This is a genomic window from Streptosporangium sp. NPDC004631 (assembly GCF_053601935.1).
In genome coordinates, this window is the sequence record NZ_JBSGCR010000005.1 from 82,316 (window position 1) to 107,263 (window position 24,948).

Here is a 24,948-nt window from a genome sequence, read left to right on the forward strand (position 1 = left end):
CGGCTACTCGCTTCTGGCCTGTTGGATGAGCTCGGCTCGTGGGTCGAAGCCCGCGGTGGCGTCGCGGAACTCCTCCAGCGCGCCCCGGGCCTTGTCCTCCAGTTGCTGGGGCACGAGGACCTCCACCGTGGCGAGCAGGTCGCCCTTGGTGCCGTCCTTGCGGGCCACGCCCCTGCCCCGCACCCGGAAGGTACGGCCGTTGGGGGTGCCCTCCGGGATGCGCAGGGTGACCGGCATCCCCTTCAGGGTGGGCACCTTGATCTCGGCCCCGAGCGCGGCCTCGGTGAAGGTGACCGGCACGGTGACCGTGAGGTTCTCGCCGGTCCGGCCGAAGACGGGGTGCGACTTCACGTGGATCTGGACGTACAGGTCACCGGCCGGGCCGCCGTTCTCGCCCGGGGCGCCCTTGGCCTTGATCTTGATGCGCTGGCCGTCGCCCACCCCGGCCGGGATGCGGGCCTGGATCGTGCGGGTGCTCTTGCCCCGCCCGCTGCCCTCGCACACCTGGCACGGGTCGTCCACCAGCAGGCCCCGGCCCTTGCAGTCGCGGCACGGTTCGGAGAAGGCGAAGTTGCCGAGGTTCCGGCTGGCCGCGCCGGTGCCCTCACAGGTCGGGCAGACCCTCGGGGTGGTCCCGGCCTTGGCGCCGGTGCCACCGCACACCGTGCAGGCGGAGGAGCTGGTCAGGCGGAGCGAGACCGTGGCGCCCTCCGCGGCCTCGGCGAAGGAGAGGGTGACCTCCGTCTCGATGTCCTGGCCGCGGCGCGCCCTGGTCGTCCCACCCGTGCGGGGCGCGCCGCCTCCCCGGTTGAATATGCCGCCGAAGATGTCGCCGATGCCCCCGCTCTGCTGGTGGGTGCCGCCGAACAGGTCCCCCAGGTCGAAGGGGAACCCGCCCGCGCGCGAAGGTCCCCCGGCTCCCGCGTAACCGCCGAGCCCCGATCCGAACAGCGTCCGCGCCTCGTCGTACTCCTTGCGGCGCTTGGTGTCGGACAGGACGTCGTAGGCCTCGGAGACCTCCTTGAACTTCGCGGTGTTGTCCGAGGTCGCCGAGTCACCGGGGTTGGCGTCCGGGTGGTACTGCCTGGCCAGCTTCCGGTACGCCTTCTTGATCTCTTCGGCGGTGGCGGTCTTGGGCACACCAAGGACGGCGTAGTAGTCCTTCTCCAGGTAGTCCTTGGTGCTCATTTCCATTCCTTTTCAGATCTCAGACAGGGGGTGTCAGTTCTCGCCCGCGACGGGCTCTTCAGGCTCGGCGACCGCGACCCGCGCGGGGCGCAGGACGCGCTCGCCGATCCGGTAACCGGACTGCAGGATCTCCACGCAGGTCGGCTCGGTGACGTCGGCGGAGTAGCTGTGCATCAGCGCCTCGTGCACCGTCGGGTCGAAGGGCTCACCCTTGGCGCCGAAGGCGCTCAGCCCCAGCTTCCCGGTGGCCGCCTCCAGCGACTCGCTCACCTTGGCGAAGCCGCCGGTGAGCTCGCCGTGGTCACGAGCCCGGCCGATGTCGTCCAGGACCGGCAGGAACCCGGCCAGCACGCCGGCCACCGCCTGCTCCTTGACCGCGACCCGGTCGCGTTCGACCCGCTTGCGGTAGTTGGAGTATTCGGCCTGGAGCCGCTGCAGGTCGGCGGTGCGTTCGGCGAGCTGAGCCGCCAGCTCGGCCGAGGCCGGGTCGGGAGCGGGAGCGGGCTGGTCGGCCTGCTCCTTCTCCTTGACCGCCTCGCGCGCCTGCCCCGTCTCCGGGTCGATCTTACGGTTGTCGCGGATCACCGGCTCCTGCTCGGAACCGTTCTCACGCGTGTTCACGCTCGCGCTCCTCTCGGCTGCCCCGCCGTCACTTCGCGCCGTTTTCGCGCTTCGGCTCGTCGTCCACGATCTCGGCCTCGACCACGTCGTCGTCCGCCTTCTGACCGGCGGCACCCTCGGCGCCGGCCGGGGTCTCGGAGGACTGCGCCTGAGCGTAGATCGCCGAGCCCATCTTCTGGCTGACCGTGGCGAGCTTCTCCGCGGAGGTGCGGATCACGGCCGAGTCGGTGCCCTCAAGCGACTTCTTCAGCTCGGACAGGGCCTCGTTGACCTCGGTCTTGATGTCGTCGGGGATCTTCTCGCCGTTCTCGCCGAGGAACTTCTCGGTCTGGTAGACGAGCGCGTCGGCGTTGTTGCGCGTCTCGGCGTCCTCGCGGCGCTGCTTGTCCTCCTCGGCGTAGGACTCGGCCTCGCGCATCATCCGCTCGATGTCGTCCTTCGGCAGCGCGGAGCCGCCGGTGATGGTCATCGTCTGCTCCTTGCCGGTGCCGAGGTCCTTGGCGGAGACGTTGACGATGCCGTTGGCGTCGATGTCGAAGGTGACCTCGATCTGCGGGATGCCGCGCGGCGCCGGGGCGATGCCGGTCAGCTCGAAGGTGGCCAGCTTCTTGTTGTAGGCCGCGATCTCGCGCTCGCCCTGGTAGACCTGGATCTGCACCGACGGCTGGTTGTCCTCGGCCGTGGTGAAGACCTCGGAGCGCTTGGTCGGGATCGTGGTGTTCCGCTCGATGATCTTGGTGAAGATGCCGCCCTTGGTCTCGATGCCCAGCGACAGCGGGGTCACGTCGAGCAGCAGGACGTCCTTGACCTCGCCCTTGAGCACGCCGGCCTGGAGCGCGGCGCCGATGGCCACGACCTCGTCCGGGTTGACGCCCTTGTTGGGCTCCTTGCCGCCGGTCAGCTCCTTGACGAGCTCGGCGACGGCGGGCATGCGGGTCGAGCCGCCGACGAGCACCACGTGGGCGATGTCGGAGACCTTGATCCCGGCGTCCTTGACGACCTGGTTGAACGGGCCCTTGCACCGCGCGAGCAGGTCGGCGGTGAGCCGCTGGAACTCGGCCCGGGTGAGCTTGTCCTCCAGGTGGAGGGGGCCCTCGGCGGACGCGGTGATGTAGGGCAGGTTGATGGAGGTCTCCGACTGGCTGGAGAGCTCGATCTTGGCCTTCTCCGCCGCCTCGCGCAGGCGCTGCAGGGCCATCCTGTCCTTGGTCAGGTCGACGCCGTGGGCGTTCTTGAACCGGGTGGCGAGCTCGTCGACGACCCGCTGGTCCCAGTCGTCACCACCGAGGTGGTTGTCGCCGCTGGTGGCCTTGACCTCGACGAAGCCGTGGCCGTCCTCCTGGCCGACGTCGAGCAGGGACACGTCGAAGGTGCCGCCGCCGAGGTCGAAGACGAGGATGGTCTCGTCCTTGTCCTTGTCCAGGCCGTAGGCGAGCGCGGCCGCGGTGGGCTCGTTGATGATGCGCAGCACGTTGAGGCCCGCGATGGTGCCGGCCTCCTGGGTCGCCTGGCGCTGGGCGTCGTTGAAGTAGGCCGGGACGGTGATCACCGCGTCGGTGATCTTCTCGCCCAGGTAGGCCTCGGCGTCCTGCTTGAGCTTCTGCAGGACGAAGGCGCTGATCTGCTGCGGGGAGAACTTCTTGCCGTCGATCTCGACGGACCAGTTGGTGCCCATCTCGCGCTTGACCGAGCGAATCGTCCGGTCCACGTTGGTGACGGCCTGCCGCTTGGCGACCTCGCCCACGAGAACCTCGCCGTTCTTGGCGAAGGCGACCACGGACGGCGTGGTCCGTGAACCCTGGGCATTGGCGATGACGGTGGGCTCACCGCCCTCAAGGATCGAGACGACGGAGTTGGTCGTCCCCAGGTCGATACCTACCGCACGTGCCATGAGTACGTCCTTGTAGTCAAAGTTGAGTCGGTCAGGCTCATATTGGAGCCCTGGGCGACGTTTGTCAAACGACTTGAGTCTATGTCGCTCAACCCGTGGAGGCGCGTCGGCATTCCAGGTATCCGGGAGACGAGGGCGGCCTCCGCCACCGCCGGGGCGGGGCACCTCGCCGGAGGGCGCTCAACCGGCGGCGTGCGGCCGGCCGCGCGGGGCTCCACTCCGAGAGCCGTGGAAACGCCGTGACGGCGGGGATCGCCGTGGGGCGGGCGATCGGCCGGCTCGCCGGGGCGCCGGCCGGCGCGTCACGACGAGGTGTCACCGTCCGTGCTCGGCGGTCTTGGTCACGCCGAGGCGGCGGTCGTGCCGGGCATCCCCCGTGGTGCCGTGGCCCGCGGGCCGAGTCGCGCCGGTGGGCGGTCGTGCCGGGTACGGCTCCCACCACTCCGCGGGAGCCGTACCGGACCGGGGTGACTCAGCGCTTGGCGCCGTCGACGATCTTGCGCTTGCCGAGGGGGGCCTTGAGCTTGACGGTCGTCACCTTCTTGATGGCGATGTCGATGCAGGCCACGTTCTGGGCCCTGCTGCCCGAGCCCTCCCAGAGGGTGACGGTCACGCGCTTGGACGTCTCCTTGACACCCACCCGGTCGAGGACGTGGCAGGGCTCCACCCCCGACCACCAGACGATCCGCAGGCTCCGGCCGTTCTTCGACGGCTTGGCCTCCAGCCACGCCACCTTGTGGGGGTTGACGGTGTGGCCTTCCGGCCTGGTCGGTCTGGGGGTTCCTCCCGTGGGCTCGACCCTGGGCGCGACGGTGTGACCCGCGGTCAGGGCGGGAACGGCGGAGTCGGCGCTTCGCGCGGTGACGTTCTGCCCGACGGCGCTGTGTTCGGTGCCGCAGCCGGTCAGCAGCAGGCTTCCTGCCAGGATGGAGGTCGCGATCATACGCATACCCCATGTAACGAATCGCGGCCCCGGCCGGTTCATCGCCGTCCGGGTACCGCCTGGCCGCGCCCCCGGCCCCCGGTCCAGGGGGCTCCTCCCCGCGGGCGCTCCGACATGTCCTTGGGCCCCTTAGGCTGGGCATCTGACCTCCCTCATGCAAGGTGCGCTGAAGTGATCGCGATTCTGGGAACCGGAAAGATGGGCGAGGCCCTCCTCTCCGGGCTGCTCCGGGCCGGGTTCGAGCCGGGTGACGTGCTGGTGACGGCGCGGCGCCCCGAGCGGGCCGCCGACCTCGGGGAGCGGTACGGCGTGCGGGTGGTCTCCAACGCCGAGGCCGCCAAGGGCGCTGAAACGATCATCCTCGCGGTCAAGCCGCAGGACATGGCGTCCCTGCTCGCCGAGATCGCCGCGCACGTCCCGGCCGATCGCCTGGTGATCTCGGCGGCGGCCGGCATCACCACGTCGTTCGTGGAGTCGAGGCTGGAGGCCGAGATCCCGGTCGTGCGGGTCATGTCCAACACGCCGGTGCTGGTCGACGAGGCGATGAGCGTGATCTCGGCGGGCGCGCACGCCTCCGAGCGGCACCTCAGGAGGGCCGAGGACCTGCTCCGGCCGGTCGGCAAGGTGCTGCGCATCCCCGAGTCCCAGCAGGACGCCGCCACCGCGCTGTCCGGCAGCGGCCCCGCCTACTTCTTCTATCTCGTCGAGGCCATGGTCGACGCGGGCATCCTGCTCGGCATGCCCCGGGCCGCGGCCCTCGACATGGTCACCCAGTCGATCGTCGGCGCGGCCATCATGCTCCGCGACTCCGGCGAGCACCCGGTGATCCTCCGGGAGGCGGTCACCTCCCCGGGGGGCACCACCATCGCGGCCATCGCCGAGTTGGAGCGGCACAGCGTCCGCGCGGCCTTCCTGGCCGCCATCGAGGCCGCCAGGGACCGCAGCAGCCAGCTCGCGAGCGGCTGACCTCGCCCGTTGCCGGGGACCGGCGGGGGAGCCCTTCCCGGTGGGAGAGCCCTCCCGCAGGGGGCGTCCCCGCGGTGCCCTCGACGTGCCTTCGGGGGACACGTGGTGGCGGGAGCCGGCCGTACCGGGGTAACGGGCTGTCCGGATAAGTCCGACCAAAGGGAATAAATCCCGATATTTCGTTTAGATCAAAAAGGGGGGAACAGCTGTCTCTCCGGCGGTGACCAGGCAGGTCCCGGTCCGGATCCGTACGGTAGCGTCGGCCGGAGTGGGAGATCGAGTCGCGAGGTCACGCCGGGCCGGGACCGCGTCGCGCCGCCCGGCGCCGTGATCGAACAGGGGGGCGCATGAGCCGATCCGTACGGGTTGTCTGGGACGACGCGCTCACCTCCTACGATTTCGGACCCCGGCACCCCCTGGCCCCCGTGCGGGTCGAGCTGACCATGGCGCTGGCCGGAGAGCTCGGCGTGCTGGACGCGGTCGAGGTGGTCGGCTGCGTGCCCGCCACCGACGACGAGCTGGCGCTGGTCCACACGCGTGACTACATCGAGGCCGTCAAGCGGGCCTCGGCCACCGGGCGGGTCGACCTGGCCCACGGGCTCGGCACCGAGGACACCCCCGTCTTCGCCGGAATGCACGACGCCTCGGCCCTGATCACCGGCGCCACCCTCGCCGCGGCCCGCGCCGTCTGGACCGGCGAGGCCGAGCACGCGGTGAACGTCGCGGGGGGCCTGCACCACGCGATGGCCGGCGCCGCGAGCGGGTTCTGCGTCTACAACGACCCGGCCGCGGCGATCGGCTGGCTGCTGGCCCAGGGGGCGGTCAGGGTCGCCTACGTGGACGTGGACGTCCACCACGGGGACGGTGTCCAGGCCCTGTTCTACGACGACCCGAGGGTCTTGACCATCAGCCTGCACGAGAGCCCCCGCACGCTCTTCCCCGGTACGGGCTTCCCCGGCGAGTGCGGGGCCGAGGGCACCGCGGTCAACGTGGCGCTGCCCGCCGGCTGCGGGGACAACGGCTGGCTTCGGGCCTTCCACTCGGTGGTGCCGCCGCTGCTGCGGGAGTTCGCCCCCGAGATCCTGCTCACCCAGCACGGCTGTGACAGCCACGCGCTGGATCCCCTGGCCCATCTGATGCTCAGCCTCGACGGCCAGCGCACCGCCTACGCGGCGCTGCACAGGCTGGCCCACGAGACCGCGGGCGGCCGGTGGATCGTGACAGGCGGCGGGGGATACGAGATCGTGCGGGTGGTGCCCAGGGCCTGGACCCATCTGATCGCCGAGGTCTCCGGGCACCCTCTCGATCCGGCCACCACCACCCCGCCCGAGTGGCGGCGGATCGTCGCCGAGCGGACGGGGGAGACGGCGCCGCTGACGCTGACCGACGGTAGAAAGCCGGAATTTCACGATTTTTCTTCTGGTTATGATCCAGCAGACCCCATCGACCGGGCCATCATGGCGACAAGGAAGGCCGTCTTTCCCCTCCATGGACTCGACCCCCTCCCGTAACCGGGACAGGGTTCCCGCCCATGGCCGCGAGGGAGGCCACCGGTCGCCGGTGCCCGAGCCGCGGCGCGCGCCGCCGCGGCCGAAGCCACATCCAGAGCCGCGACCAAGGGAAACGATCGGTTGAGCGACGAGGGAATTCATCTGTCACAGGCGCCCGGACCGGATCCGCGGCGCGCGGCGCCGCCGATGGCGCGCGGCGACCTCCGAGACCATCTGATCCGCACCCGGATCGCCGGTGACGTGGCGACCAGCAGGGAGAACAACCTCGACCACTACCGGTCGCTGGCCAACCGCGATCCGCGTCACCTGTTCGGGCTGAGGCCCCGGGGCCGCTGGTCCTACCGGGACGTTCTGGAGTTGATGGCCGAGTCGGCGGGCGTGGCGGCCGACCCCGGCCATCGGGAGGGCCAGGACACCATCGATCCGGACCGTACGATCGACGCCGTCGAGGCCATGGGCGACACGGTGGCCGGCGTGCTGCGCGCCGGCTCCCCCCGGGTCCTCGTCGCGACCGGGCACCCCACCGGCCTGCTCACCGTCCACCTGGCCCTGGCCAGACTGGTCAGGGAGCACGGCGGAAGGCTGATGAACACGGCCGAGGGCTGGTCCTACTGGGGGGCGGGCTTCGGCCGCAAGCGCAAGATCCGTTATCTGGACGGCGTCGCCATGCTGGACGACCGGGGCGCCTTCGTGCACACCCATGATCCGGCTCCGATGGAGGCCATGATCGCCGAGTTCGGCGACCGGCGTCCCGACCTGGTGATCGCCGACCACGGCTGGGCCGGCGCGGCCGGCGAGGCGGGCATCCTCACGGTCGGATTCGCCGACAGCAACGATCCGGCACTCTTCGTCGGGGAGGCGGAGGGAAAGATCGCGGCGACCGTTCCCCTTGATGACAACGTGCTGCCAAGACATTACGATCCGCTGACCCGGCATCTGGTCGAGAGGGTCGCCCGCGCCCTCTGAGGCGGGCGATGCGCCAATCGGGTCGTCCCTATACGGGCTTTTCGTGCCTGCATTCCATGGAGCACGCCGGTCGTTTGCCATTTTTTTGATGGTCGTGGGCGACCCTGGGAGAAGGGGAGCCGGACCGCTTCAAGATCAAGACCAGAGGGCCGGTCCGGCTGCTGGCCAGCGATTTTCCCGATTTATCCGATGTGGGACTGCGAAGGCTGAGACTGTGGGGGGTTTGCACGCTCGGAGTCCCGACTTACGCTGACGGCAGTACACGTGCGTGAGCAATGGCACCAGTGGGGATAACCCGGAAACACGTGCGGAAGAGGCGTCCGATGGGTGCAGGCGAAAGACCTCTCAGCGAGGTGAAGTTCCTGACGGTGGCAGAAGTGGCCACCGTCATGAGGGTGTCCAAGATGACGGTGTACCGACTCGTGCATTCGGGCGAACTGCCGGCCATCCGGGTCGGTCGATCCTTCCGAGTGCCGGAGCAGGCGGTACACAACTATCTCAGGGATGCTTACATCGAGGCGGGTTGAAGCGGCGCGAGCCCGACGAGCGAGTCATCTGACCGGCCGGAGACGAGCCGTTCAGCGGGCGAGCGAGAAGCGGTGAGCGACAGGCGGGCCCCGATCTCCCGGTGAGACCGGTGGGTGACGGGTCCGGGCTTCGACGAGGTAACGGTGAGGTAGCGACGTGGTCGTCGCGTCGTGAGTTCCGAGTGCCCGGGGATCCCCCGGGGGGCGATCTACCACGGATCGCCGGTAGTCTGTTGAGCCGGTGTGCTCTCGCATGCCGGTCTGACATTCTCGGCTACCAGCTACCTGGGGGTCCCGTGGGCTCTGTGATCAAGAAGCGCCGTAAGCGCATGGCGAAGAAGAAGCACCGCAAGCTTCTGAAGAAGACCCGCATCCAGCGGCGTAACAAGAAGTAGCACAGCGGATCTGCGAGGCACCGATGAGCCACACCGTGCTTGTCACCGGGGTCTCGCGTCACATCGGCGCCCGGGTGGCGAGCGTTCTCGCCGCCGACCCGGACATCGACCGGGTCATCGGAGTAGACACGGTGCCGCCGCCCTCGCTCTCAGGTGATGGCGGCGTACCTCTCGGCCGGACCGAGTTCGTCCGCGTCGATCTGCGCAGCCCCGACATCGCCCAGGTGATCGCGGCCGCCGACATCGACACCGTGGTCCACATGAGCCTGGTCAGCGCTCCCTCTAGGGGCGGCGGCAGGGCCCTCATGAAAGAGCACAACGTCATCGGCACCATGCAGCTTCTTGGTGCCTGTCAGCGGTCCGCGACGATCCGCCGCGTCGTCGTCCGATCCACCACCGCGGTGTACGGCTCGTCCCCGCGCGATCCGGCCGTCTTCACCGAGGACGCCGAGCCGGGCGAGCCGCCGAGTCACGGCTACGCCAAGGACGCCGCGGAGGTCGAGGGCTATGTCCGGGGTTTCGCCAGGCGGCGGCGGGACGTGGCGGTGTCGATGCTCAGGTTCGCCAACTTCATGGGTCCCGGCGTCGACTCGCCGCTGACCCGTTACTTCACCCAGCCCGTCCTGCCGACCGTGTTCGGCTTCGACCCCCGGATGCAGTTCGTCCACGAGGACGACGCGGTCGAGGTGCTCAGGCGGGTGGCGCTGGAGGATCACCCCGGCACGTTCAACGTGGCCGGGGACGGCGTGCTGCTGCTGTCGCAGTGTGCCCGCAGGGCGGGCCTGGCGACACTGCCCCTGCCCTCCTCGGCCTTCCGTTTCCTGGGGGACCTCGCCCGGACCCTGGGGCTGGTCGCCTTCTCTCCCGAGCAACTCCGCCTGATGCGCCATGGGCGGGTGGTGGACACCGGCCGGCTGGCCGCCGAGCTCGGCTGGAGGCCCAAGATCTCGACCGCCGTCGCCTTCGAGGACTTCATCCACGCCCGGGACCTGGCCGGCGGGCTCCCGGCTGCCATGATGGAGCTGTTTCGCCAGGCGGTGGGCCAGGCGATGAGCCGGCCGGGGGATCAGGCGGTGAGCGGATGACCGACCCCGAGGACGCCCACGACCTCCCGCGCGGCGAGGGGCACGCGTACGGCTCCCCGCCTGAGAAAGACGACGGACACGACCTCGCCGAGCTGCTCGCCTTCCTGCGCCGCCGCGTCACGGGGGAGTACGAGGTCGACGAGTTCGGCTTCGACCCCGAGCTGACCGACAAGGTGCTGCTGGACCTGGTCCGCCCGCTGTACCGGCACTGGTTCCGCGTGGAGACCCTCGGCATGCACAACGTGCCCGACGACTCGGGGGCCCTCGTGGTGGCCAACCACTCGGGCACCATCCCGCTCGACGGACTCATGCTCCAGGTGGCCCTGCACGACGACCATCCGCGCCGCCGCGCGCTCCGCCTGCTCGGGGCCGACCTGGTCTACCGGCTCCCGGTGCTCGGCCACCTCTCCCGCAAGAGCGGCCACACCCTGGCCTGCCCTGAGGACGCCGACCGCCTGCTCCGCAAGGGCGAGCTCGTCGGGGTCTTCCCCGAGGGGTTCAAGGGCGTCGGCAAGCCCTTCTCCGAGCGCTACCGGTTGCAGCGCTTCGGCCGCGGCGGTTTCGTCGCCTCGGCCATCCGGGCCGGGGTGCCGATCGTCCCCTGCTCGATCGTGGGCGCCGAGGAGATCTACCCCAAGATCGGTGACCTGCCTCTTCTGGCCAGGGCGCTCGGCCTGCCGTACCTCCCGCTCACCCCGCTGTTTCCCTGGTTCGGGCTCCTCGGGCTGGTGCCGCTGCCGTCCAAGTGGATGATCGGGTTCGGTGAGCCGATCCGCACCGACGAGTTCGACCCGGCCGACGCCGACGACCCCATGCTGGTCTTCAACCTCACCGACCACGTCCGCGAGGTCGTCCAGCAGCAGCTGAACGAGCTGCGCCTGCGGCGTGGTCACGCCTTCCCGCCGTTCTGCTGACCGGTTCTCCCGGCTCCCGCTCTTTCTCCCGCCCCCCGGCCGCGGGAGCGCGCCGTGGTGGGTCATCTGGAGCGGTAGAGGCGGCGCAGGGCCGCGGCGGCGGCCACGCCGCCGACGATCGCCCCGGCGCCCGCGGCGATGGGCAGTCCGATCATGGTGGCCTTGCGGCCGGTGCGGAAGTCCCGGATCTGCCACCCGTTCTCCCTGGCGCGCTCGCGCAGCTCGGCGTCCGGGTTGATCGCGGTGGCGTGGCCGACGAGGGAGAGCAGCGGCAGGTCGTTGGCCGAGTCGCTGTAGGCGGCGCAGCGGCTCAGGTCGAGGCCCTCCAGGCGGGCCAGAGCCCGTACCGCCTCCGCCTTGGCCGGGCCGTGGAGCAGATCGCCCACCAGGCGGCCGGTGTAGACGCCGTCCCTGGTCTCCGCGACGGTGCCCAGGGCGCCGGTCAGGCCGAGGCGCTGGGCGATCACGCGGGCGAGCTCCACCGGTGTCGCGGTGACCAGCCACACCCGCCGGCCGGCGTCCAGGTGGCTCTGGGCGAGGGCGCGGGTGCCGGCCCAGATGCGGTCGGCCATCACCTCGTCGTAGATCTCCTCGCCGAGCCGGACGATCTCCTCCACCTTGCTGCCCGCCACGAAGGCCAGCGCGGTCTCCTTCGCCTTGGCGATGTGGTCGGGGTTCTCGTCACCGCGGATCCGGAACACCGCCTGGCCGACCGCGAACCTGACCAGGTCCTTGGTGGTGAACAGGCCGCGTGAGGCCAGCCCGCGGGCGAAGTGGTAGATGGAGGCGCCGCGCATCATGGTGTTGTCGACGTCGAAGAAGGCGGCTGCGGACGGGTCGGGTTCCGCCATCGGCATGGCGATGGCCGCCGCGGCCGCCACCTCTCCGGCCGTCTCCGCTTCGTCCCGCCGTCGTAGTAGCCGCCTCATAGCATCTCAGCTTAACTGTCACACACGGGTGAAATCGGTGTACATCCCGTTAGTGGCAGGTAACGTGTTGTAAGCCGGGAGGTGCTATCCGGGCGGGGCCAGCCCGTCGATGTAGTTGAGGTAGCCGTTGGCCCTGCGCTGGTCCTCGGCGTCCATCTTGGGGAGCATGCCCTCGATCTGGTTGCGCTGCTTCTGGACGAAGCGCTTGAGGTCGCCCGTGTTTTTGGCGTCGCGGCGCCGTACCCGGGTGAGAGAGGTGACCGCGGAGCGGGTGGTGTCCTCCATGGCCTTGAGGGTCTCCCTGATCAGGTGCTTCTCCCGCATGCTGGAGCCCAGGAGCTCCTCGACCTCGTGGGCGCGGGTCTCGGCGTAGCCGAAGGAGCGGTCGGCCCGCTCGGCGTCGTCGGCGCTCAGGTGGAACAGCGTGCTCTCGGCGGCGCGCTTGACCGGATAGAGGGCGTCGCCGGGCATCGACTGGTAGATCGCCATGACCGTCGCGGACATCGTGGCGGCCAGTCCCAGGCTCAGCAGCTGGGGGAGCCGGGTGGCCTGTCGTCTCGGTGGCGTCGAGACGGTGGATTCGGCCGGGGTATTCTCCTGTTCGGGCGTGGCCATAAGGCGCTTCCGCAGCTCGGCGCGAAACTCCGGCCGGGGGTTGCCCCCCAGCCGGTCGCCGAGCCTGGATACGCGGTTCTGGATGTGCGCCTGCGATCTCCGTGAGATTCCGGGCAGCCACTTACCCATGAACGCTCCCTGCCGCCCCCAGATCATGACCTACCTGTGTCACCTGCCTAACGACAGCCCCGCGTGCCAGGTTACGCGATACGTCGCCATCGGCATGATCAACCGAGATCCGAGGGGAGCGCGCGGGCCAGTGCCCGGATGGCGCGGAACTGCAGGGCCTTGATCGCTCCGCTCTTCTTGCCCATGATCAGCGCGGTCTCCGCCAGTGACATGCCGTGCAGGAAGCGCAGGACCACGCACTCCTGCTGCTCGGGCCCGAGGGCGCGGACGGCACTGAGTATCCGGTCATTGATCATCGCGGTGACGACGGCGTTCTCCGGTATGTGCGGGCCGTCGAGCGGGATGTCGATCACCTGGGCGGTCGAGACCTCAAGGCGGTACCTGCCCGACTTGAAGTGATCGGCGATCAGGTTCCTGGCGATGGTCACGAGCCAGGCGCCGAAGTCACGTCCCTGCCAGGTGAAGTCGGCGATTCTGCGCAGGGCGCGGAGGAAGGTCTCGCTCGTGAGATCCTCGGCCAGCGGGTGGGAGCCGACGCGGAAGTAGACGTAGCGGTAGACCAGGTCGAGGTAGCGATCATAGAGCGTGCCAAACGCGTCTGTGTCTCCAGTTTTGGCACGCAGAACGAGCCTCCGGAGGTCCTCGGAGGCGTCCTCGCGTGCGGCGAGCTCATTGCTGCGGACGGGCTGGGCCACCCCATGAGTTGTGGGGAGGTGTCCGGCGAACGGCCACGTATCTGGCATCCGGTATCCCTTGGGGGAGGGGGTACGGCGTGCTCGAACACTCTAGGAAATCAACAGGAAATTCCACAATCCACTTCGTAACCTCGTGACTGGGGGTAATCGGCCGATACGGTACGGGGCTGATTGTTTCACCCCGCTCCGGGCGGCCGACTCCGGGTTCGGCTACCGGTTGGGGGGTAATGTCCGGCAGCATTGGAGGCACCATGAATCTCCTTGTCGCTGTCATAGCGTTCGCCGGTGCGTTGCTCGCGGCCATCGCCACCGTGGCTCTCGTCGGCCGCCTCCGGGATGGGCGCAAGGGTTGGCTGATCGCCTGGAGCGTCACGACAGCGGCGCTGTGCGTGTCACTCGGAGTAGTCGGCACCGGCTATCTGGTGGGGTTTGGGGCAACCGGATTCCGGGTTTATCAGCTGACCGGTTCTCTCTTCGCCCCGCTCTGGCTCTCTGTTGGGGTCATTCAGCTGCTGGCGCGGACGCCCGCGGCCAGATTCGCCTCCTGGCTTGTGGGGATCGCGTTCACCGTCGTCGCGTCGGTGATCATGATGTTCGACCCGCTGCGCCAGGCGGAGGAACTGGCCAAGACCCTCCCGCTCGGCAGCCGTCACTGGGACCTTCCCCCGGCCTACGTGCTCTGGGTGATCCACGTGGGCATCGCACTCGTCCTGCTGGGCGGTCTCGCGATCGCGGTGGCGCGGTGGCGCGGTGGCGACGACTACGACGCCGACAACATGCACGCCCTCCTGGTGCTCGGCCCCACCGGCCTGGCCATGGTCGGAGCGGTGAGCTTCGCGGTCCCGGGGATGTTCACCACGCTCCTCCTCTGCGTCACCGCCGCCGCGGTCTGGTACGCCGTGCTCCGCCCGCTCGCCCCCTACGAGGACGAGGACGAGGATGAGGACGGCCCGAGGGACGACTGGGCGGAGCGCGGGCACGGGGGCCGCCGCGCGGCCGAGCAGCCGTTCCGGGGAGACGTCCAGGTCGCGGGCCGCCGGGTCACGTCCGACGACTCCCCACGCGGGGCCATGGGGGACTCCCCCCGCCGTTCCGGCCTCGGCGACCTGGTGGCCGAGTACCGCGCGGGCGAGCAGGACGTCGACTACGCGGCGCGAATGCGGCAGCAGCCCCTCACCCAGGACGACCCGTTCGGCGGCCCCGCCACCGGCACCTTCATGGCGGGTGAGTACGGCATGCCGTCCGCCGACCGGTCCGCGGGCCGGGGCGACTACGCCCAGCAGCCCCCGATGACCGGCCAGTTCGGCATGTCCGCCGGCCCCGGCCCCGACCTCCCCGCCGCCGAGTACGGCAGGCACGCCGCCGCCGGCACCGGCGAGTACGGCAGGCCACCCGTCCCCGGGGTCGGTGAGTACGGCATACCGGTCGCGCCCTCCACCGGCGAGTACGGCATACCGGCCGCGTCCGCCACCGGCGAGTACGGCAGGCCGGGCGGCCCCGCCACCGGCGAGTTCGTCATGCCGGATCCGCCCTACGGCGGCGGCCTGCTCACCGGTGGCCTTCAGCCGATGTCCGCCGAGCAGGCGTTCGGCGTTCCGGCCGACCGAGGCCAGGGTCTCGGCGGCGCTCCCCGGTCCGGGCAGCCGCCCGCCGGGTTCCCGGGCCACGGGCAGGTGCCCGCGGGCCCGCCCGAGACCGGCGTCCTGTATCCGGGCGCGACCACCGACCATCCCGGTGGGTACGGCCGCCCGGCCCCGGGCATCTACGGCCTGCTGACCGTGTTCACGTTGCTCGACGGGACCGGCGAGAGGTTCGACCGGCTGGCCGAGGAGACGCTGGAGGCCGTCCGCCGTACCGAGCCCGACACGCTGATCTACGCCTGCCACTCGGTGAAGTCGGCTCCGCTGCAGCGCATCGTCTACGAGCTCTACCGCGACGAGGTCGCCTACACCGAGCATCAGCGTCAGCCCCATGTGGAGCGTTTCGTCGCCGAACGTCAGACCATGGTGCTGGCCACCAACGTGATCGAGCTCAACGTGAACGCGGCCAAGGTGGTCCCGCTGCCCACGGCCTTCAGGATCTGAGCGCGGCGCGCAGGCGGTTCTCGTCGACGCGCCAGAAGTCGTGCTGGACACCGTCGATCAGGGTGACCGGGATCATCTCCCCGTACTCGGCCTGGTCCCGCTCGGTGGCGGTGATGTCGCGCTCCTCCCAGGGAACGCCCAGCTCCGCCGCCACGCGTTCTATCACCGCGCGCGCGTCGTCGCACAGGTGACAGCCGGGCTTGCCGAGCAGTGTGATGCGGTGGTCCTGCGGTGCCATGTCCGTCACGGTAGCCGAGCCGCGCGGATACGCCGGCCCGGTGAGCCCGGTGAGCCCGGTGAGCCCGGTGAGCCCGGTGAGCCCGACGAGGCAGGTGAGGCCGGTGGGTGTCCGGGAAGCCGGGCGGGACGGTGCCGTGGCCGACATGGTGAACACCCACTTTGTGCACCGGTTCACAAAGGGACTAACCTGAAAGACAGTGGCCTCACCTCGTCATCCGTCGCGTCCGGGCCGCGCCGGCCGCCTGTCCCCCTGGAGCTACGGCACGTGATCCGCCGTCTGTCCCAAGCTCGTGAACGTGGCATCCCCGACGCGACCGTCGCCCGGCTGCCGCTCTACCTGCGAGCCCTGAACAGCATGGCCGAGCGGGGGCTGGCGACCGTGAGCTCCGAGGATCTGGCCGTCGCCGCCGGTGTGAACTCCGCCAAGCTCCGCAAGGACCTCTCTCATCTGGGCTCCTACGGCACCCGCGGGGTAGGCTACGACGTCGAGTACCTCATCTACCAGATCTCCCGTGAGCTGGGGCTGACCCAGGACTGGGCGGTGGCCATCGTCGGGGTGGGTAACCTCGGTCGTGCGCTCGCCAACTACGGCGGATTCGTCTCCCGTGGGTTCCGGGTGGCCGCGCTCCTGGACGCCGACCCCGAAGTGGTGGGCGACCGTATCGCGGGATTGAATGTGGAACACATCGACGAGCTGGAAACGGTGATCACGCGGCGGGGAGTGTCGATCGTGGTGCTCGCGACGCCCGCCGCGGCGGCGCAGCAGGTGGCCGACCGGGTCGTTGCCGTGGGTGTGACGAGCATCCTCAACTTCGCCCCCGTCGTCCTCGCTGTACCCGAAGGCGTCGATATCCGTAAAGTCGACTTATCGATTGAACTGCAGATCCTGGCCTTTCATGAGCAGCGCAAGGCGGATCGGATGAGTGGGGGGCCCGCGATGGCCGAGGAATGGCCCGAGGCGGTGGACTTGTGAACGACAGAGCCCGAGGACACGGCGTTCCCCGGCCGGGCGAGGTCGGCGCGGGAGATCAGGGCCGTCCGCCGGGAGCGGGAGACGGCCGATGAGCCTCCTCGTCGTCGGCGTGAGCCACCGGACGGCCCCGGTGGCCCTGCTGGAGCGGGTCTCCGTCTCCGGTGACGCGCTGATCAAGCTGCTCCACGACGTTCAGCAGGACATCCGGGTCGCCGAGAGCATGGTCGTGTCGACCTGCAACCGGGTCGAGGTCTACGCCGTGGTGGACCGCTTCCACGCCGCGGTGAACGCGATCTCCGAGCTGCTCGGCCTCCACTCCGGCGTCCCCCTGGAGCAGCTCGCCGGCCACCTCTACGTGCATTACGAGGACCGGGCTGTCGAGCACCTGTTCGCGGTCGGCTCCGGCCTGGACTCGATGGTCCTGGGCGAGGGGCAGATCCTCGGCCAGGTCCGCTCGGCGCTCAGGCTCGCCCAGGAGCAGGGCACACTCGGCCCCACGCTGAACGAGCTCCTCCAGCAGACCCTGCGGGTGGGCAAGCGATCCCACACCGAGACCGGCATCGACCGGGCGGGCGCCTCCCTCGTCGGCGTGGGCCTCACCCTCGCCGAGCGCACCCTCGGCCCGATCGGGGGCCGGCGCGCCCTGGTGGTCGGCGCCGGTTCGATGAGCGCCCTGTCGGCCGCGACCCTTCAGCGGGCGGGCGTCACCGACATCGTGGTGGTCAACCGGACCCACGACCGCGCCGTACGGCTGGCGCGGGCGGTGGGCGGCCGGGCCGCCGAGTTCGGCGATCTCACGGCGGAGCTGGCCCGGGCCGATCTGGTCATCTCGTGCACCGGCGCCACCGACGTGGTCATCACCGCCGACATGGTGCCGGCCAGGGAGATGTTCCTGCTGGACCTCGCGCTGCCGCACGACGTGGACCCCGCCGTACGGCGGCTGCCCGGCGTCACCCTCGTGGACCTGGAGTCGATGCAGGACGGCACCGCCGACGCCGACACCGACGACGGCGGGCGTGCCGAGGCCGTCGCCGCCGTACGCGAGATCGTCGCCGCCGAGGTCGCGGCCTACCTGTCGGCCGAGCGCGCGGCCCGGGTGACACCGACCGTGGTCGCGCTGCGGAGCAAGGCGGCGGACGTGGTCGAGACGGAGCTGGGACGGCTCGTCGCGCGGGTTCCCGAGCTCGACGGGCGGGCGAGGGACGAGGTCGCGCAGACGGTCAGGCGCGTGGTCGACAAACTGCTCCACGAGCCCACCGTGCGTGTCAAACAGCTCGCCGAGTCCGCGGCAGGCGATCATTATGCGGAGGCGTTGCGCGAGTTGTTCAACTTGGACCCGAAGGTGCCCGATGCGGTGAGGCGCATCGAGTCGATCGATCCGGAGACGAGCATGAGGGAGGTGGGCGGATGAACGGCGTCGCCCCTCCGCTCAGAATGGGCACGAGGCGGAGCCTCATGGCGACCACCCAGTCGGGTCTCGTCGCCGCCAGGCTCACCGAACTGACCGGCCGAGCCGTCGAGCTCGTCGGCGTCACCACCTTCGGCGACGTGACCAGAGCCGTTCTCACCCAGCTCGGCGGGACGGGCGTCTTCGTCAGCGCGCTCCGCGACAAGCTGATCGAGGGCGACATCGACTTCGCGGTCCACTCGCTGAAGGACCTGCCCACCACACCCGACCCGCGCGTGGTCATCGCGGCGATCCCGCCGCGTGACGACCACAGGGACGCGCTGGTCAGCACGGCGAAGCTGGCCGACCTGCCGCCCGGGGCGAAGATCGGCACGGGTTCCCCGCGCAGGGTCGCCCAGCTCCGGGTGCTCCGCCCCGACCTGGAGTACGTCCCGATCCGGGGCAACGCCGACACCCGCATCGCCAAGGTCACCTCCGGTGAGCTGCAGGGCATCGTGCTGGCCGCCGCCGGACTCGGGCGGCTGGGCCGCGAGGCCGAGATCTCCCAGATCTTCGAGGTCGAGGAGATGCTCCCGGCGCCCGGGCAGGGCGCGCTGGCCGTGGAGTGCCTGGCGGGCCGGGCCGACCTCATCGAGGTGCTGAGCGTGCTCGACGACGCCAGGACCCGCGCCGCGGTGACCGCCGAGCGCGCGGTCCTCAACGCCCTGGAGGCCGGGTGCGCGGCTCCGGTCGGCGCCTACTCGGCCGACCGAGGGCAAGATCTGTTCCTTACCGCCGCTGTCGTCGCCGTCGACGGCAGGCGAGCGGTGCGTAAGTCCACCGCCGGGACCTCTTCGGCGCCCATGGATCTCGGTCGCGACCTCGCGGCCGAGATGATCGCCGAAGGGGCAGGCACGTTGATAGGGGAGCGAGCACATTGAGCTCCGGAAGTACCACCTTCGAACGCCCCGCCGGATTCGTCGCCTTCGTTGGCGCGGGCCCCGGTGACGAGGGCCTGCTCACGCTGCGCGGCGCCGACCTGCTGTCAAAGGCCGACGTCGTCGTGCTCGACCAGGAGGCGTACGGCGCCTTGCTGCGGCACTGCCGGGAGAACACCGAGGTCGTCGATGCCGCCGGCGAGGAGGCCGTGTCGCTGAGAGCCGTCACGGCGGCCAAGGACGGCCACCTCGTCGTACGGCTGTGCGCGGGCGACCCGATGTTCTTCTCCTCGATCACCGAGGAGGTCGCGGCCTGCGCCAGGGCGGAGGTGGACTTCGAGATCGTGCCGGGTGTGCCCCCGGCGACGGCCGTCCTCGCCTACGCGGGCATCCCCGCGGCGGTGTCCGTGCCGGAGTTCCGGGTCGTGGACGCCACCCAGGTCGAGGACTGGTCCGCCCACGCCGCCGGCGCGGGCACCCTGGTGATCTACAACGGCGTCACCCAGGCCGTCGCGATCGGCAAGGCGCTGATCGCCGCGGGGCGTCCCGACTCGACACCGGTCGCGATCAGCAGTTCGGGCACCACCACCGAGCAGTACACCGTGGTGACCACCCTGGGCAGGATGGGGCCCGACCTCAAGCACGCCGGGATGGCCGAGCCCGCGCTCATCGTGGTCGGCGAGGCCGTCGGCATGCGCGAGCGGCTGTCGTGGTTCGAGACCAAGCCGCTGTTCGGCTGGCGGGTGCTCGTACCCAGGACCAAGGAGCAGTCGGCCGGGCTGGTCGAGCAGTTGCGGTCCTACGGCGCGGTGCCCGAGGAGGTCCCCACGATCTCCGTCGAGCCGCCGCGTACCCCGCAGCAGATGGATCGGGCGATCAAGGGCCTGGTCACCGGCCGCTACGAATGGGTGGCCTTCACCAGCGCGAACGCGGTCAAGGCGGTGCGCGAGAAGTTCGAGGAGTACGGGCTGGACGCCCGGGCGTTCGCCGGGCTCAAGGTCGCGGCCGTGGGCGACGCCACCGCGCGGGCCCTGGTGCGGTTCGGGGTGAAGCCCGACCTGGTGCCCTCGGGCGAGCAGTCCTCGGAGGGGCTGCTGGCCGAGTGGCCGCCGTACGACTCGATGCTCGACCCGATCAACCGGGTGCTGCTGCCCCGCGCCGACATCGCCACCGAGACGCTGGTCGCCGGGCTGACCGAGCTCGGCTGGGAGTGCGACGACGTCACCGCCTACCGGACCGTCCGGGCGGCGCCGCCGCCCGCGCCGATCCGGGAGGCCATCAAGGGCGGCGGGTTCGACGCGGTGCTGTTCACCTCGTCGAGCACCGTGCGCAACCTCGTGGGCATCGCCGGAAAGCCGCACAACGTCACGGTCATCTCCGTGATCGGCCCGCAGACCGCCAGGACCGCGGAGGAGTTCGGGCTCCGGGTGGATGTCATGGCCGACAAACCATCGGTTTCCGCTCTCGCGGCGGCACTGGCCGAGTATGGTGCGAAACAGCGGCAGGCCGCGGTCGCGGCCGGGGACGCCCCCCGCAGGCCCTCCCAGACCCGGAGAGGGGCCCGGCGCCGCGCCAAGTAGCCTGAAGTCGTCGCGGGTGACAGGGGGCGCGAGGGGCACGGCGTCCGCGACGACGCCGGCGAACAGGTGAACACCGGTAAAAGGTGAACACCGGTGAACCGGCACGACGACGGCCCAATCGAATATCGTCCCCCGGCTCTCCTACCCCTCGTGGTGCCCCGTGGCCGGGGAGAGGGGGAGACCACCATGACCGCACAGTTCCCTGCCGCGCGTCCACGCAGGCTCCGCCGTACGGCGTCGATGCGCAGGATGATCGCGGGCACCAGGCTGCACCCGGCGGAGCTGGTGCTGCCGATGTTCGTCAAGGAGGGCATCGACGAGCCGAGTCCGATCGGCTCGATGCCCGGAGTGTTTCAGCACACCCGTGACTCGCTGCGCAAGGCCGCCCGCGAGGCGGCCGAGGCCGGGGTCGGCGGCCTGATCCTGTTCGGCGTCCCCGAGGTGAAGGACGCCCGGGGGTCGGCGGCCGACGATCCGGACGGGATCGTCCAGCGGGCCGTCGCCGACCTCGTCGCCGAGGTGGGAGACGCGCTGGTGGTGATGACCGACACCTGCCTGGACGAGTTCACCGACCACGGGCACTGCGGCGTCCTGACTCCCGGCGGGGAGGTGGACAACGACACCACCCTGACGCGCTACGCCGAGATCGCGGTGGCCCAGGCCCGCGCCGGATCCCAGGTCATCGCGCCGAGCGGCATGATGGACGGCCAGGTCGCCGCGATCCGGGCGGCGCTGGACGCCGACGGCTTCGAGCAGATCCCGATCCTGGCCTACGCGGTCAAGTACGCCTCGGCGTTCTACGGGCCGTTCAGGGACGCCGCCGAGTGCGCGCCGCGGTTCGGCGACCGCAACGCCTACCAGCAGGACGCCGCGGGGCCGATCCGCGAGGCGCTGCGCGAGGTGCGGCTGGACCTCGACGAGGGGGCCGACGCGGTGATCGTCAAGCCCGCGCTGGCCTACCTGGACATCCTGCGCCAGGTCCGTGACGTGGTGGACGTGCCGGTGGCCGCCTACCAGGTCAGCGGCGAGTACGCCATGGTCGAGGCCGCCGCGGCCAACGGCTGGATCGACCGGGACCGCGTGATCATGGAGTCGCTGATCGCGATCCGCCGGACCGGAGCGGACATGATCCTCACCTACTGGGCGACCGAGGTGGCCAGAAGGCTCGGGTGAGATGAGAGGCACACGCTGAGAACTGGGGGTTTGCCGCTTCACCGAGTGGTCTGTGCGTTAGAGTGCGAGGACCGGTGCGGATGTGACCCAGGTGGTGTGACCCTGGCTGTCTGACTTTCCTTGCTGACCAACCAAGGGTGGACAAGTCGTCGCATCCGGAGGCACGCGGGACGCGCGGACGACGGAGGACACAATGGTGGGGGTACCGCTGACTCGTCGTGGCAGACGACGTGCTCATCCGAAACAGATGATCAGCTCCGTGCTGGAGTACGCCGCCCTGGGCTGGGCGAGCTGTCCGGGGGCCAGGCCGCTCCATACCGGCTCGCGCGCCTGCTCGTGCGACCGCCTCGGCTGTCCCGACCCGGGCGCGCACCCGCTCTCGCGGGCCTGGCAGATGCAGGCCACCACCGAGCCCGCCCTGCTCGGTCACTGGTGGCAGTGTGATCCCGAGGCGAACGTGATCCTCCCCACCGGCCGGGTCTTCGACGTCTTCGACGTACCGCGCGCCGCCGGGCTCGCCGCCCTGGACTCCACCGCGTCCGCCTCGGGCCCGGTCGCCGCCAACGGTGACCGGGTCCTGTTCTACGTGGCCACCCGCAACACCTCCGACGACGAGGACGAGTGGTGGTCCTGCCCCCTCGACTACGGCCCCTCGACCATCGAGGAGATGCCCGGCCTGCGCTGGCACTGCCGCGACAGCTACATCCTCGCCCCGCCGTCCCTGCTGCCCACCGGGCAGCCCGGCTCATGGCTCCGCCCCCCGGACGGCCGCCCCCTGCCCGACCCCCTCCGCGTCCTCGACCGTCTCGCCGACACCTGCGAGTGACCGGCGGTCGCCGTGACTACGCTGGGGGCGTGAGCCGTACTGAGAACTCCGAGGAACTGTTCGCCCGCGCGCGTGAGATCGTCCCGGGAGGGGTGAACTCCCCGGTCCGCGCCTTCGGCGCCGTCGGTGGCACGCCCCGCTTCATGGCCTCAGGCCAGGGGCCCCACATCACCGACGTGGACGGCAACCGCTACGTCGACCTGGTCTGCTCGTGGGGTCCGATGATCCTGGGGCACCGGCACCCGGCCGTGGTCGAGGCGCTGGAGGAGGCGCTGCGGAACGGCACCTCGTTCGGTACCGCGACGCCCGGTGAGGTCGAGCTGGCCGAGGAGATCGTCGCGCTGGTGGACCCGGTGGAGAAGGTCCGCCTGGTCAGCTCGGGCACCGAGGCCACCATGTCCGCCGTACGGCTGGCCCGGGGTTTCACCGGGCGGTCCAAGATCGTCAAGTTCGCCGGCTGCTACCACGGTCACGTGGACGCCCTGCTCGCCTCCGCCGGATCCGGCCTGGTCACCTTCGGCCTGCCCGACACCCCCGGGGTGACCGGCGCCTCCGCGGCCGACACCGTGGTGCTGCCCTACAACTCGGTCGAGGCCGTGACCGAGGCGTTCCAGACCTTCGGCGACGAGATCGCCTGCGTGATCAGCGAGGCGTGCCCGGCCAACATGGGCGTCGTCCCGCCGCTGGACGGGTTCAACGCCACGCTGCGCGAGCTCTGCACCACGCACGGCGCCCTGCTGATCCTCGACGAGGTGCTCACCGGTTTCCGGGTCTCCGAGGCCGGATGGTACGGGCTCGACCCGGTGGACGCCGACCTGATGACCTTCGGCAAGGTCATGGGGGGTGGCCTGCCCGCCGCCGCGTTCGGCGGCCGTGCCGACGTGATGGCCCATCTCGCCCCCGAGGGGCCGGTCTACCAGGCGGGCACCCTGTCGGGAAACCCGCTGGCCTGCGCCGCCGGCCTGGCCACGCTGCGCGCCTGTGACGACGAGGTCTACGACCGGGTGGACGCGGCCGCTCTGATCATCGGCCGTGCCGCCGCCGACGCCCTGGCCGCGGCCGGGGTACCGCACCGCCTGCAGCGCGCGGGCAGCCTGTTCTCCATCTTCTTCACCGAGGACCGGGTCACCGACTTCGCCGGGGCCCAGCGGCAGAACACCGCCGCCTACCGGGCCTTCTTCCACGCCATGCTCGACCAGGGTGTCTATCTCCCGCCGTCGGCCTACGAGGCCTGGTTCCTGTCCGCGGCCCACGACGACGAGGCCCTGTCCCGCGTCGCCGAGGCGCTCCCGCTCGCCGCCAAGGCCGCGGCCCAGGTGTAGCCGGAACCGGGCGCGGGGCCCGGGGCTGTGGTGAGGTTTATGGCTCTTTGTCACTATTTACGCTGACAATTCAGGTCAAACGAGACTTCCCTCCTCCGGGCCTTTAGAGTTGCTTACATGTTGGACCTGAACCGCCTCAAGGCCCTGCACGCCGTGTCCGTCTACGGATCGGTCGGCGCGGCGGCCGACGCGCTCATGGTGACCCCGTCCGCGGTGTCGCAGCAGCTCGCCAAGCTTGAACGGGAGACCGGCGCGACGCTGCTTGAGCGCAACGGGCGCGGGGTGCGCCTGACCGACGCCGCCGGGGTGCTCGCCGACCACGCCGGGCGCATCCTCGCGCTGGTGGAGACCGCCGAAGCCGACTTCGAGGCGCTCCGCGGGGAGGTCGTGGGCCGCCTCAGCATCGGGGCGTTCCCCACGGCGGCCCGGGGGCTGTTGCCCGAGGCCCTGGTCCACCTGCGGGAACGCCACCCCGACCTCAGGCTCCAGCTCATGGAGCGGGAGCCGGAGCGCCAGCTCCGCGAGGTGAGCAGGGGCGAGCTCGACCTCGCGGTGATCCAGGACTGGATGAACCGGCCGATGGCCATCCCGGACGGACTGTCGCGGGCGATCCTCTTCGACGACATCGCCGACGTGGTCCTGCCCGCCTCCCACCCGCTGGCCGAGCGGTCCGAGATCGAACTGGCCGAGCTGTCGGGGGAGAAGTGGATCAGCTCGTCGCCCGGTATGGTCTGCCACGACTGGCTGGTCCACACGCTGCGCTCGGCCCAGCTGGAGCCGGACATCACCTGCATGGCCGACGAGTACCCCACCCACCTCGCCCTGGTCGCGGCCGGGCAGGGATGCGCCATCGTTCCCCGGCTGGGCCGCCACTTCGTGCCCGACGGGGTGCGGATCATCCCGATCCGGCCGAGACTGATCCGCCAGATCTACGCGGTGTGGCGCAGCGACGCGGCCCGCCGCCCGGCGATCCGGGCGGCGGTCGAGGCGCTCAGAGCCGTCTCCGCGGAGCGCTGAGCCCCGGGCCGGTGGCCGGTGACCACACGGGCC

24 protein-coding genes are annotated in these 24,948 nt (G+C 70.6%); 16 read left to right on the plus strand and 8 right to left on the minus strand.

Annotated elements, in window-relative coordinates; all coding sequences use genetic code 11:
* Window positions 1-3: 3 nt before the first annotated feature.
* The 4 genes from dnaJ to ACWEF2_RS06725 all read right to left on the minus strand — a co-directional run bounded on the left by dnaJ (window position 4) and on the right by ACWEF2_RS06725 (window position 4,643).
* Window positions 4-1,188 (minus strand): molecular chaperone DnaJ, encoded by a 1,185-nt coding sequence (gene dnaJ / locus ACWEF2_RS06710; protein WP_453812567.1) that lies wholly within the window; start codon window positions 1,186-1,188, stop codon window positions 4-6.
* Window positions 1,189-1,221: 33 nt separating this feature from the next.
* Window positions 1,222-1,809 carry a nucleotide exchange factor GrpE gene (gene grpE, locus ACWEF2_RS06715; RefSeq protein ID WP_453812569.1) on the minus strand — a complete coding sequence of 196 codons (588 nt, stop codon included), beginning with the start codon at window positions 1,807-1,809 and terminating at the stop codon, window positions 1,222-1,224.
* 28 nt (window positions 1,810-1,837) lie between these two features.
* Window positions 1,838-3,700, minus strand: a complete 1,863-nt coding sequence (gene dnaK / locus ACWEF2_RS06720) for a molecular chaperone DnaK (RefSeq protein ID WP_453812571.1) — start codon at window positions 3,698-3,700, stop codon at window positions 1,838-1,840.
* A gap of 472 nt (window positions 3,701-4,172) precedes the next feature.
* Complete coding sequence (locus ACWEF2_RS06725) at window positions 4,173-4,643, minus strand: hypothetical protein (protein WP_453812573.1); 471 nt, start codon at window positions 4,641-4,643, stop codon at window positions 4,173-4,175.
* Between the two features lie 171 nt (window positions 4,644-4,814).
* Between ACWEF2_RS06725 and proC the strand changes: the two genes are divergently transcribed.
* The 7 genes from proC to ACWEF2_RS06760 all read left to right on the plus strand — a co-directional run bounded on the left by proC (window position 4,815) and on the right by ACWEF2_RS06760 (window position 11,007).
* Window positions 4,815-5,609 (plus strand): pyrroline-5-carboxylate reductase, encoded by a 795-nt coding sequence (gene proC / locus ACWEF2_RS06730; RefSeq protein ID WP_453812575.1) that lies wholly within the window; start codon window positions 4,815-4,817, stop codon window positions 5,607-5,609.
* 347 nt (window positions 5,610-5,956) lie between these two features.
* Window positions 5,957-7,120, plus strand: a complete 1,164-nt coding sequence (locus ACWEF2_RS06735; RefSeq protein ID WP_453812576.1) for an acetoin utilization protein AcuC — start codon at window positions 5,957-5,959, stop codon at window positions 7,118-7,120.
* Between the two features lie 120 nt (window positions 7,121-7,240).
* Window positions 7,241-8,086, plus strand: coding sequence for a phosphatase (locus tag ACWEF2_RS06740; protein ID WP_453812578.1), 846 nt, complete (start codon window positions 7,241-7,243; stop codon window positions 8,084-8,086).
* 323 nt (window positions 8,087-8,409) lie between these two features.
* Window positions 8,410-8,613: a helix-turn-helix domain-containing protein gene (locus tag ACWEF2_RS06745; RefSeq protein ID WP_355595861.1), complete on the plus strand. Its 204-nt coding sequence runs from the start codon at window positions 8,410-8,412 to the stop codon at window positions 8,611-8,613.
* A 296-nt stretch (window positions 8,614-8,909) separates the two neighbouring features.
* Window positions 8,910-9,008: a 30S ribosomal protein bS22 gene (locus ACWEF2_RS06750; protein ID WP_018654693.1), complete on the plus strand. Its 99-nt coding sequence runs from the start codon at window positions 8,910-8,912 to the stop codon at window positions 9,006-9,008.
* A 23-nt stretch (window positions 9,009-9,031) separates the two neighbouring features.
* Window positions 9,032-10,093 (plus strand): NAD-dependent epimerase/dehydratase family protein, encoded by a 1,062-nt coding sequence (locus tag ACWEF2_RS06755; protein ID WP_453812581.1) that lies wholly within the window; start codon window positions 9,032-9,034, stop codon window positions 10,091-10,093.
* Entirely contained in the window at window positions 10,090-11,007 is a 918-nt protein-coding gene (locus ACWEF2_RS06760; RefSeq protein ID WP_453812583.1) for a lysophospholipid acyltransferase family protein, read from the plus strand. The genes ACWEF2_RS06755 and ACWEF2_RS06760 overlap by 4 nt, the downstream gene beginning before the upstream one ends.
* Window positions 11,008-11,069: 62 nt before the next feature.
* Here ACWEF2_RS06760 and ACWEF2_RS06765 read toward each other — a convergent pair whose 3' ends face one another.
* The 3 genes from ACWEF2_RS06765 to ACWEF2_RS06775 form a co-directional block, all read right to left on the minus strand.
* Window positions 11,070-11,936 carry an HAD family hydrolase gene (locus ACWEF2_RS06765; protein WP_453812585.1) on the minus strand — a complete coding sequence of 289 codons (867 nt, stop codon included), beginning with the start codon at window positions 11,934-11,936 and terminating at the stop codon, window positions 11,070-11,072.
* An 84-nt stretch (window positions 11,937-12,020) separates the two neighbouring features.
* A complete protein-coding gene (locus ACWEF2_RS06770; protein WP_453812587.1) occupies window positions 12,021-12,680 on the minus strand; it encodes a DUF5667 domain-containing protein in 660 nt (219 codons plus the stop codon).
* A gap of 98 nt (window positions 12,681-12,778) precedes the next feature.
* Complete coding sequence (locus tag ACWEF2_RS06775) at window positions 12,779-13,423, minus strand: sigma-70 family RNA polymerase sigma factor (RefSeq protein WP_453812589.1); 645 nt, start codon at window positions 13,421-13,423, stop codon at window positions 12,779-12,781.
* A gap of 203 nt (window positions 13,424-13,626) precedes the next feature.
* On the opposite strand from ACWEF2_RS06775, the gene ACWEF2_RS06780 reads away from it, so the two are divergent.
* Window positions 13,627-15,459 (plus strand): antibiotic biosynthesis monooxygenase, encoded by a 1,833-nt coding sequence (locus ACWEF2_RS06780; protein WP_453812591.1) that lies wholly within the window; start codon window positions 13,627-13,629, stop codon window positions 15,457-15,459.
* Here ACWEF2_RS06780 and ACWEF2_RS06785 read toward each other — a convergent pair.
* A complete protein-coding gene (locus ACWEF2_RS06785) occupies window positions 15,449-15,697 on the minus strand; it encodes a glutaredoxin family protein (protein WP_453812936.1) in 249 nt (82 codons plus the stop codon). The two genes, ACWEF2_RS06780 and ACWEF2_RS06785, sit on opposite strands and share 11 nt — an antisense overlap.
* Before the next feature lie 267 nt (window positions 15,698-15,964).
* On the opposite strand from ACWEF2_RS06785, the gene ACWEF2_RS06790 reads away from it, so the two are divergent.
* The 8 genes from ACWEF2_RS06790 (at window position 15,965) to ACWEF2_RS06825 (ending at window position 24,915) form a co-directional block, all read left to right on the plus strand.
* The gene (locus ACWEF2_RS06790) at window positions 15,965-16,672 is read left to right on the plus strand and encodes a redox-sensing transcriptional repressor Rex (RefSeq protein ID WP_355595877.1); all 708 of its coding nucleotides are present in this window, start codon (window positions 15,965-15,967) and stop codon (window positions 16,670-16,672) included.
* A gap of 88 nt (window positions 16,673-16,760) precedes the next feature.
* Window positions 16,761-18,083: a glutamyl-tRNA reductase gene (locus ACWEF2_RS06795; protein ID WP_453812592.1), complete on the plus strand. Its 1,323-nt coding sequence runs from the start codon at window positions 16,761-16,763 to the stop codon at window positions 18,081-18,083.
* Window positions 18,080-19,000: a hydroxymethylbilane synthase gene (gene hemC / locus ACWEF2_RS06800; protein WP_453812594.1), complete on the plus strand. Its 921-nt coding sequence runs from the start codon at window positions 18,080-18,082 to the stop codon at window positions 18,998-19,000. Before ACWEF2_RS06795 ends, hemC begins: the two co-directional genes overlap by 4 nt.
* Complete coding sequence (locus tag ACWEF2_RS06805; protein ID WP_453812596.1) at window positions 18,997-20,577, plus strand: uroporphyrinogen-III synthase; 1,581 nt, start codon at window positions 18,997-18,999, stop codon at window positions 20,575-20,577. Before hemC ends, ACWEF2_RS06805 begins: the two co-directional genes overlap by 4 nt.
* A 186-nt stretch (window positions 20,578-20,763) precedes the next feature.
* Window positions 20,764-21,750 carry a porphobilinogen synthase gene (gene hemB / locus ACWEF2_RS06810; RefSeq protein WP_453812598.1) on the plus strand — a complete coding sequence of 329 codons (987 nt, stop codon included), beginning with the start codon at window positions 20,764-20,766 and terminating at the stop codon, window positions 21,748-21,750.
* Between the two features lie 193 nt (window positions 21,751-21,943).
* Complete coding sequence (locus ACWEF2_RS06815) at window positions 21,944-22,576, plus strand: bifunctional DNA primase/polymerase (protein ID WP_453812600.1); 633 nt, start codon at window positions 21,944-21,946, stop codon at window positions 22,574-22,576.
* A 29-nt stretch (window positions 22,577-22,605) separates the two neighbouring features.
* The gene (gene hemL / locus ACWEF2_RS06820) at window positions 22,606-23,898 is read left to right on the plus strand and encodes a glutamate-1-semialdehyde 2,1-aminomutase (protein WP_453812602.1); all 1,293 of its coding nucleotides are present in this window, start codon (window positions 22,606-22,608) and stop codon (window positions 23,896-23,898) included.
* A gap of 117 nt (window positions 23,899-24,015) precedes the next feature.
* Entirely contained in the window at window positions 24,016-24,915 is a 900-nt protein-coding gene (locus tag ACWEF2_RS06825) for a LysR family transcriptional regulator (protein WP_355595893.1), read from the plus strand.
* Window positions 24,916-24,948: the final 33 nt, after the last annotated feature.

Coding starts and splice junctions, on each gene's coding strand:
- ACWEF2_RS06780 (WP_453812591.1), top strand. CDS start 13,627: ATGAATCTCCTTGTCGCTGTCATAGCGTTCGCCGGTGCGTTGCTCGCG.
- hemC (WP_453812594.1), top strand. CDS start 18,080: ATGAACGGCGTCGCCCCTCCGCTCAGAATGGGCACGAGGCGGAGCCTC.
- ACWEF2_RS06745 (WP_355595861.1), top strand. CDS start 8,410: ATGGGTGCAGGCGAAAGACCTCTCAGCGAGGTGAAGTTCCTGACGGTG.
- dnaJ (WP_453812567.1), bottom strand. CDS start 1,188: ATGAGCACCAAGGACTACCTGGAGAAGGACTACTACGCCGTCCTTGGT.
- ACWEF2_RS06755 (WP_453812581.1), top strand. CDS start 9,032: ATGAGCCACACCGTGCTTGTCACCGGGGTCTCGCGTCACATCGGCGCC.
- ACWEF2_RS06760 (WP_453812583.1), top strand. CDS start 10,090: ATGACCGACCCCGAGGACGCCCACGACCTCCCGCGCGGCGAGGGGCAC.
- ACWEF2_RS06765 (WP_453812585.1), bottom strand. CDS start 11,936: ATGAGGCGGCTACTACGACGGCGGGACGAAGCGGAGACGGCCGGAGAG.
- ACWEF2_RS06725 (WP_453812573.1), bottom strand. CDS start 4,643: ATGATCGCGACCTCCATCCTGGCAGGAAGCCTGCTGCTGACCGGCTGC.
- ACWEF2_RS06815 (WP_453812600.1), top strand. CDS start 21,944: ATGGTGGGGGTACCGCTGACTCGTCGTGGCAGACGACGTGCTCATCCG.
- dnaK (WP_453812571.1), bottom strand. CDS start 3,700: ATGGCACGTGCGGTAGGTATCGACCTGGGGACGACCAACTCCGTCGTC.
- ACWEF2_RS06825 (WP_355595893.1), top strand. CDS start 24,016: ATGTTGGACCTGAACCGCCTCAAGGCCCTGCACGCCGTGTCCGTCTAC.
- ACWEF2_RS06795 (WP_453812592.1), top strand. CDS start 16,761: ATGAGCCTCCTCGTCGTCGGCGTGAGCCACCGGACGGCCCCGGTGGCC.
- ACWEF2_RS06785 (WP_453812936.1), bottom strand. CDS start 15,697: ATGGCACCGCAGGACCACCGCATCACACTGCTCGGCAAGCCCGGCTGT.
- hemB (WP_453812598.1), top strand. CDS start 20,764: ATGACCGCACAGTTCCCTGCCGCGCGTCCACGCAGGCTCCGCCGTACG.
- ACWEF2_RS06735 (WP_453812576.1), top strand. CDS start 5,957: ATGAGCCGATCCGTACGGGTTGTCTGGGACGACGCGCTCACCTCCTAC.
- ACWEF2_RS06775 (WP_453812589.1), bottom strand. CDS start 13,423: ATGCCAGATACGTGGCCGTTCGCCGGACACCTCCCCACAACTCATGGG.
- ACWEF2_RS06770 (WP_453812587.1), bottom strand. CDS start 12,680: ATGGGTAAGTGGCTGCCCGGAATCTCACGGAGATCGCAGGCGCACATC.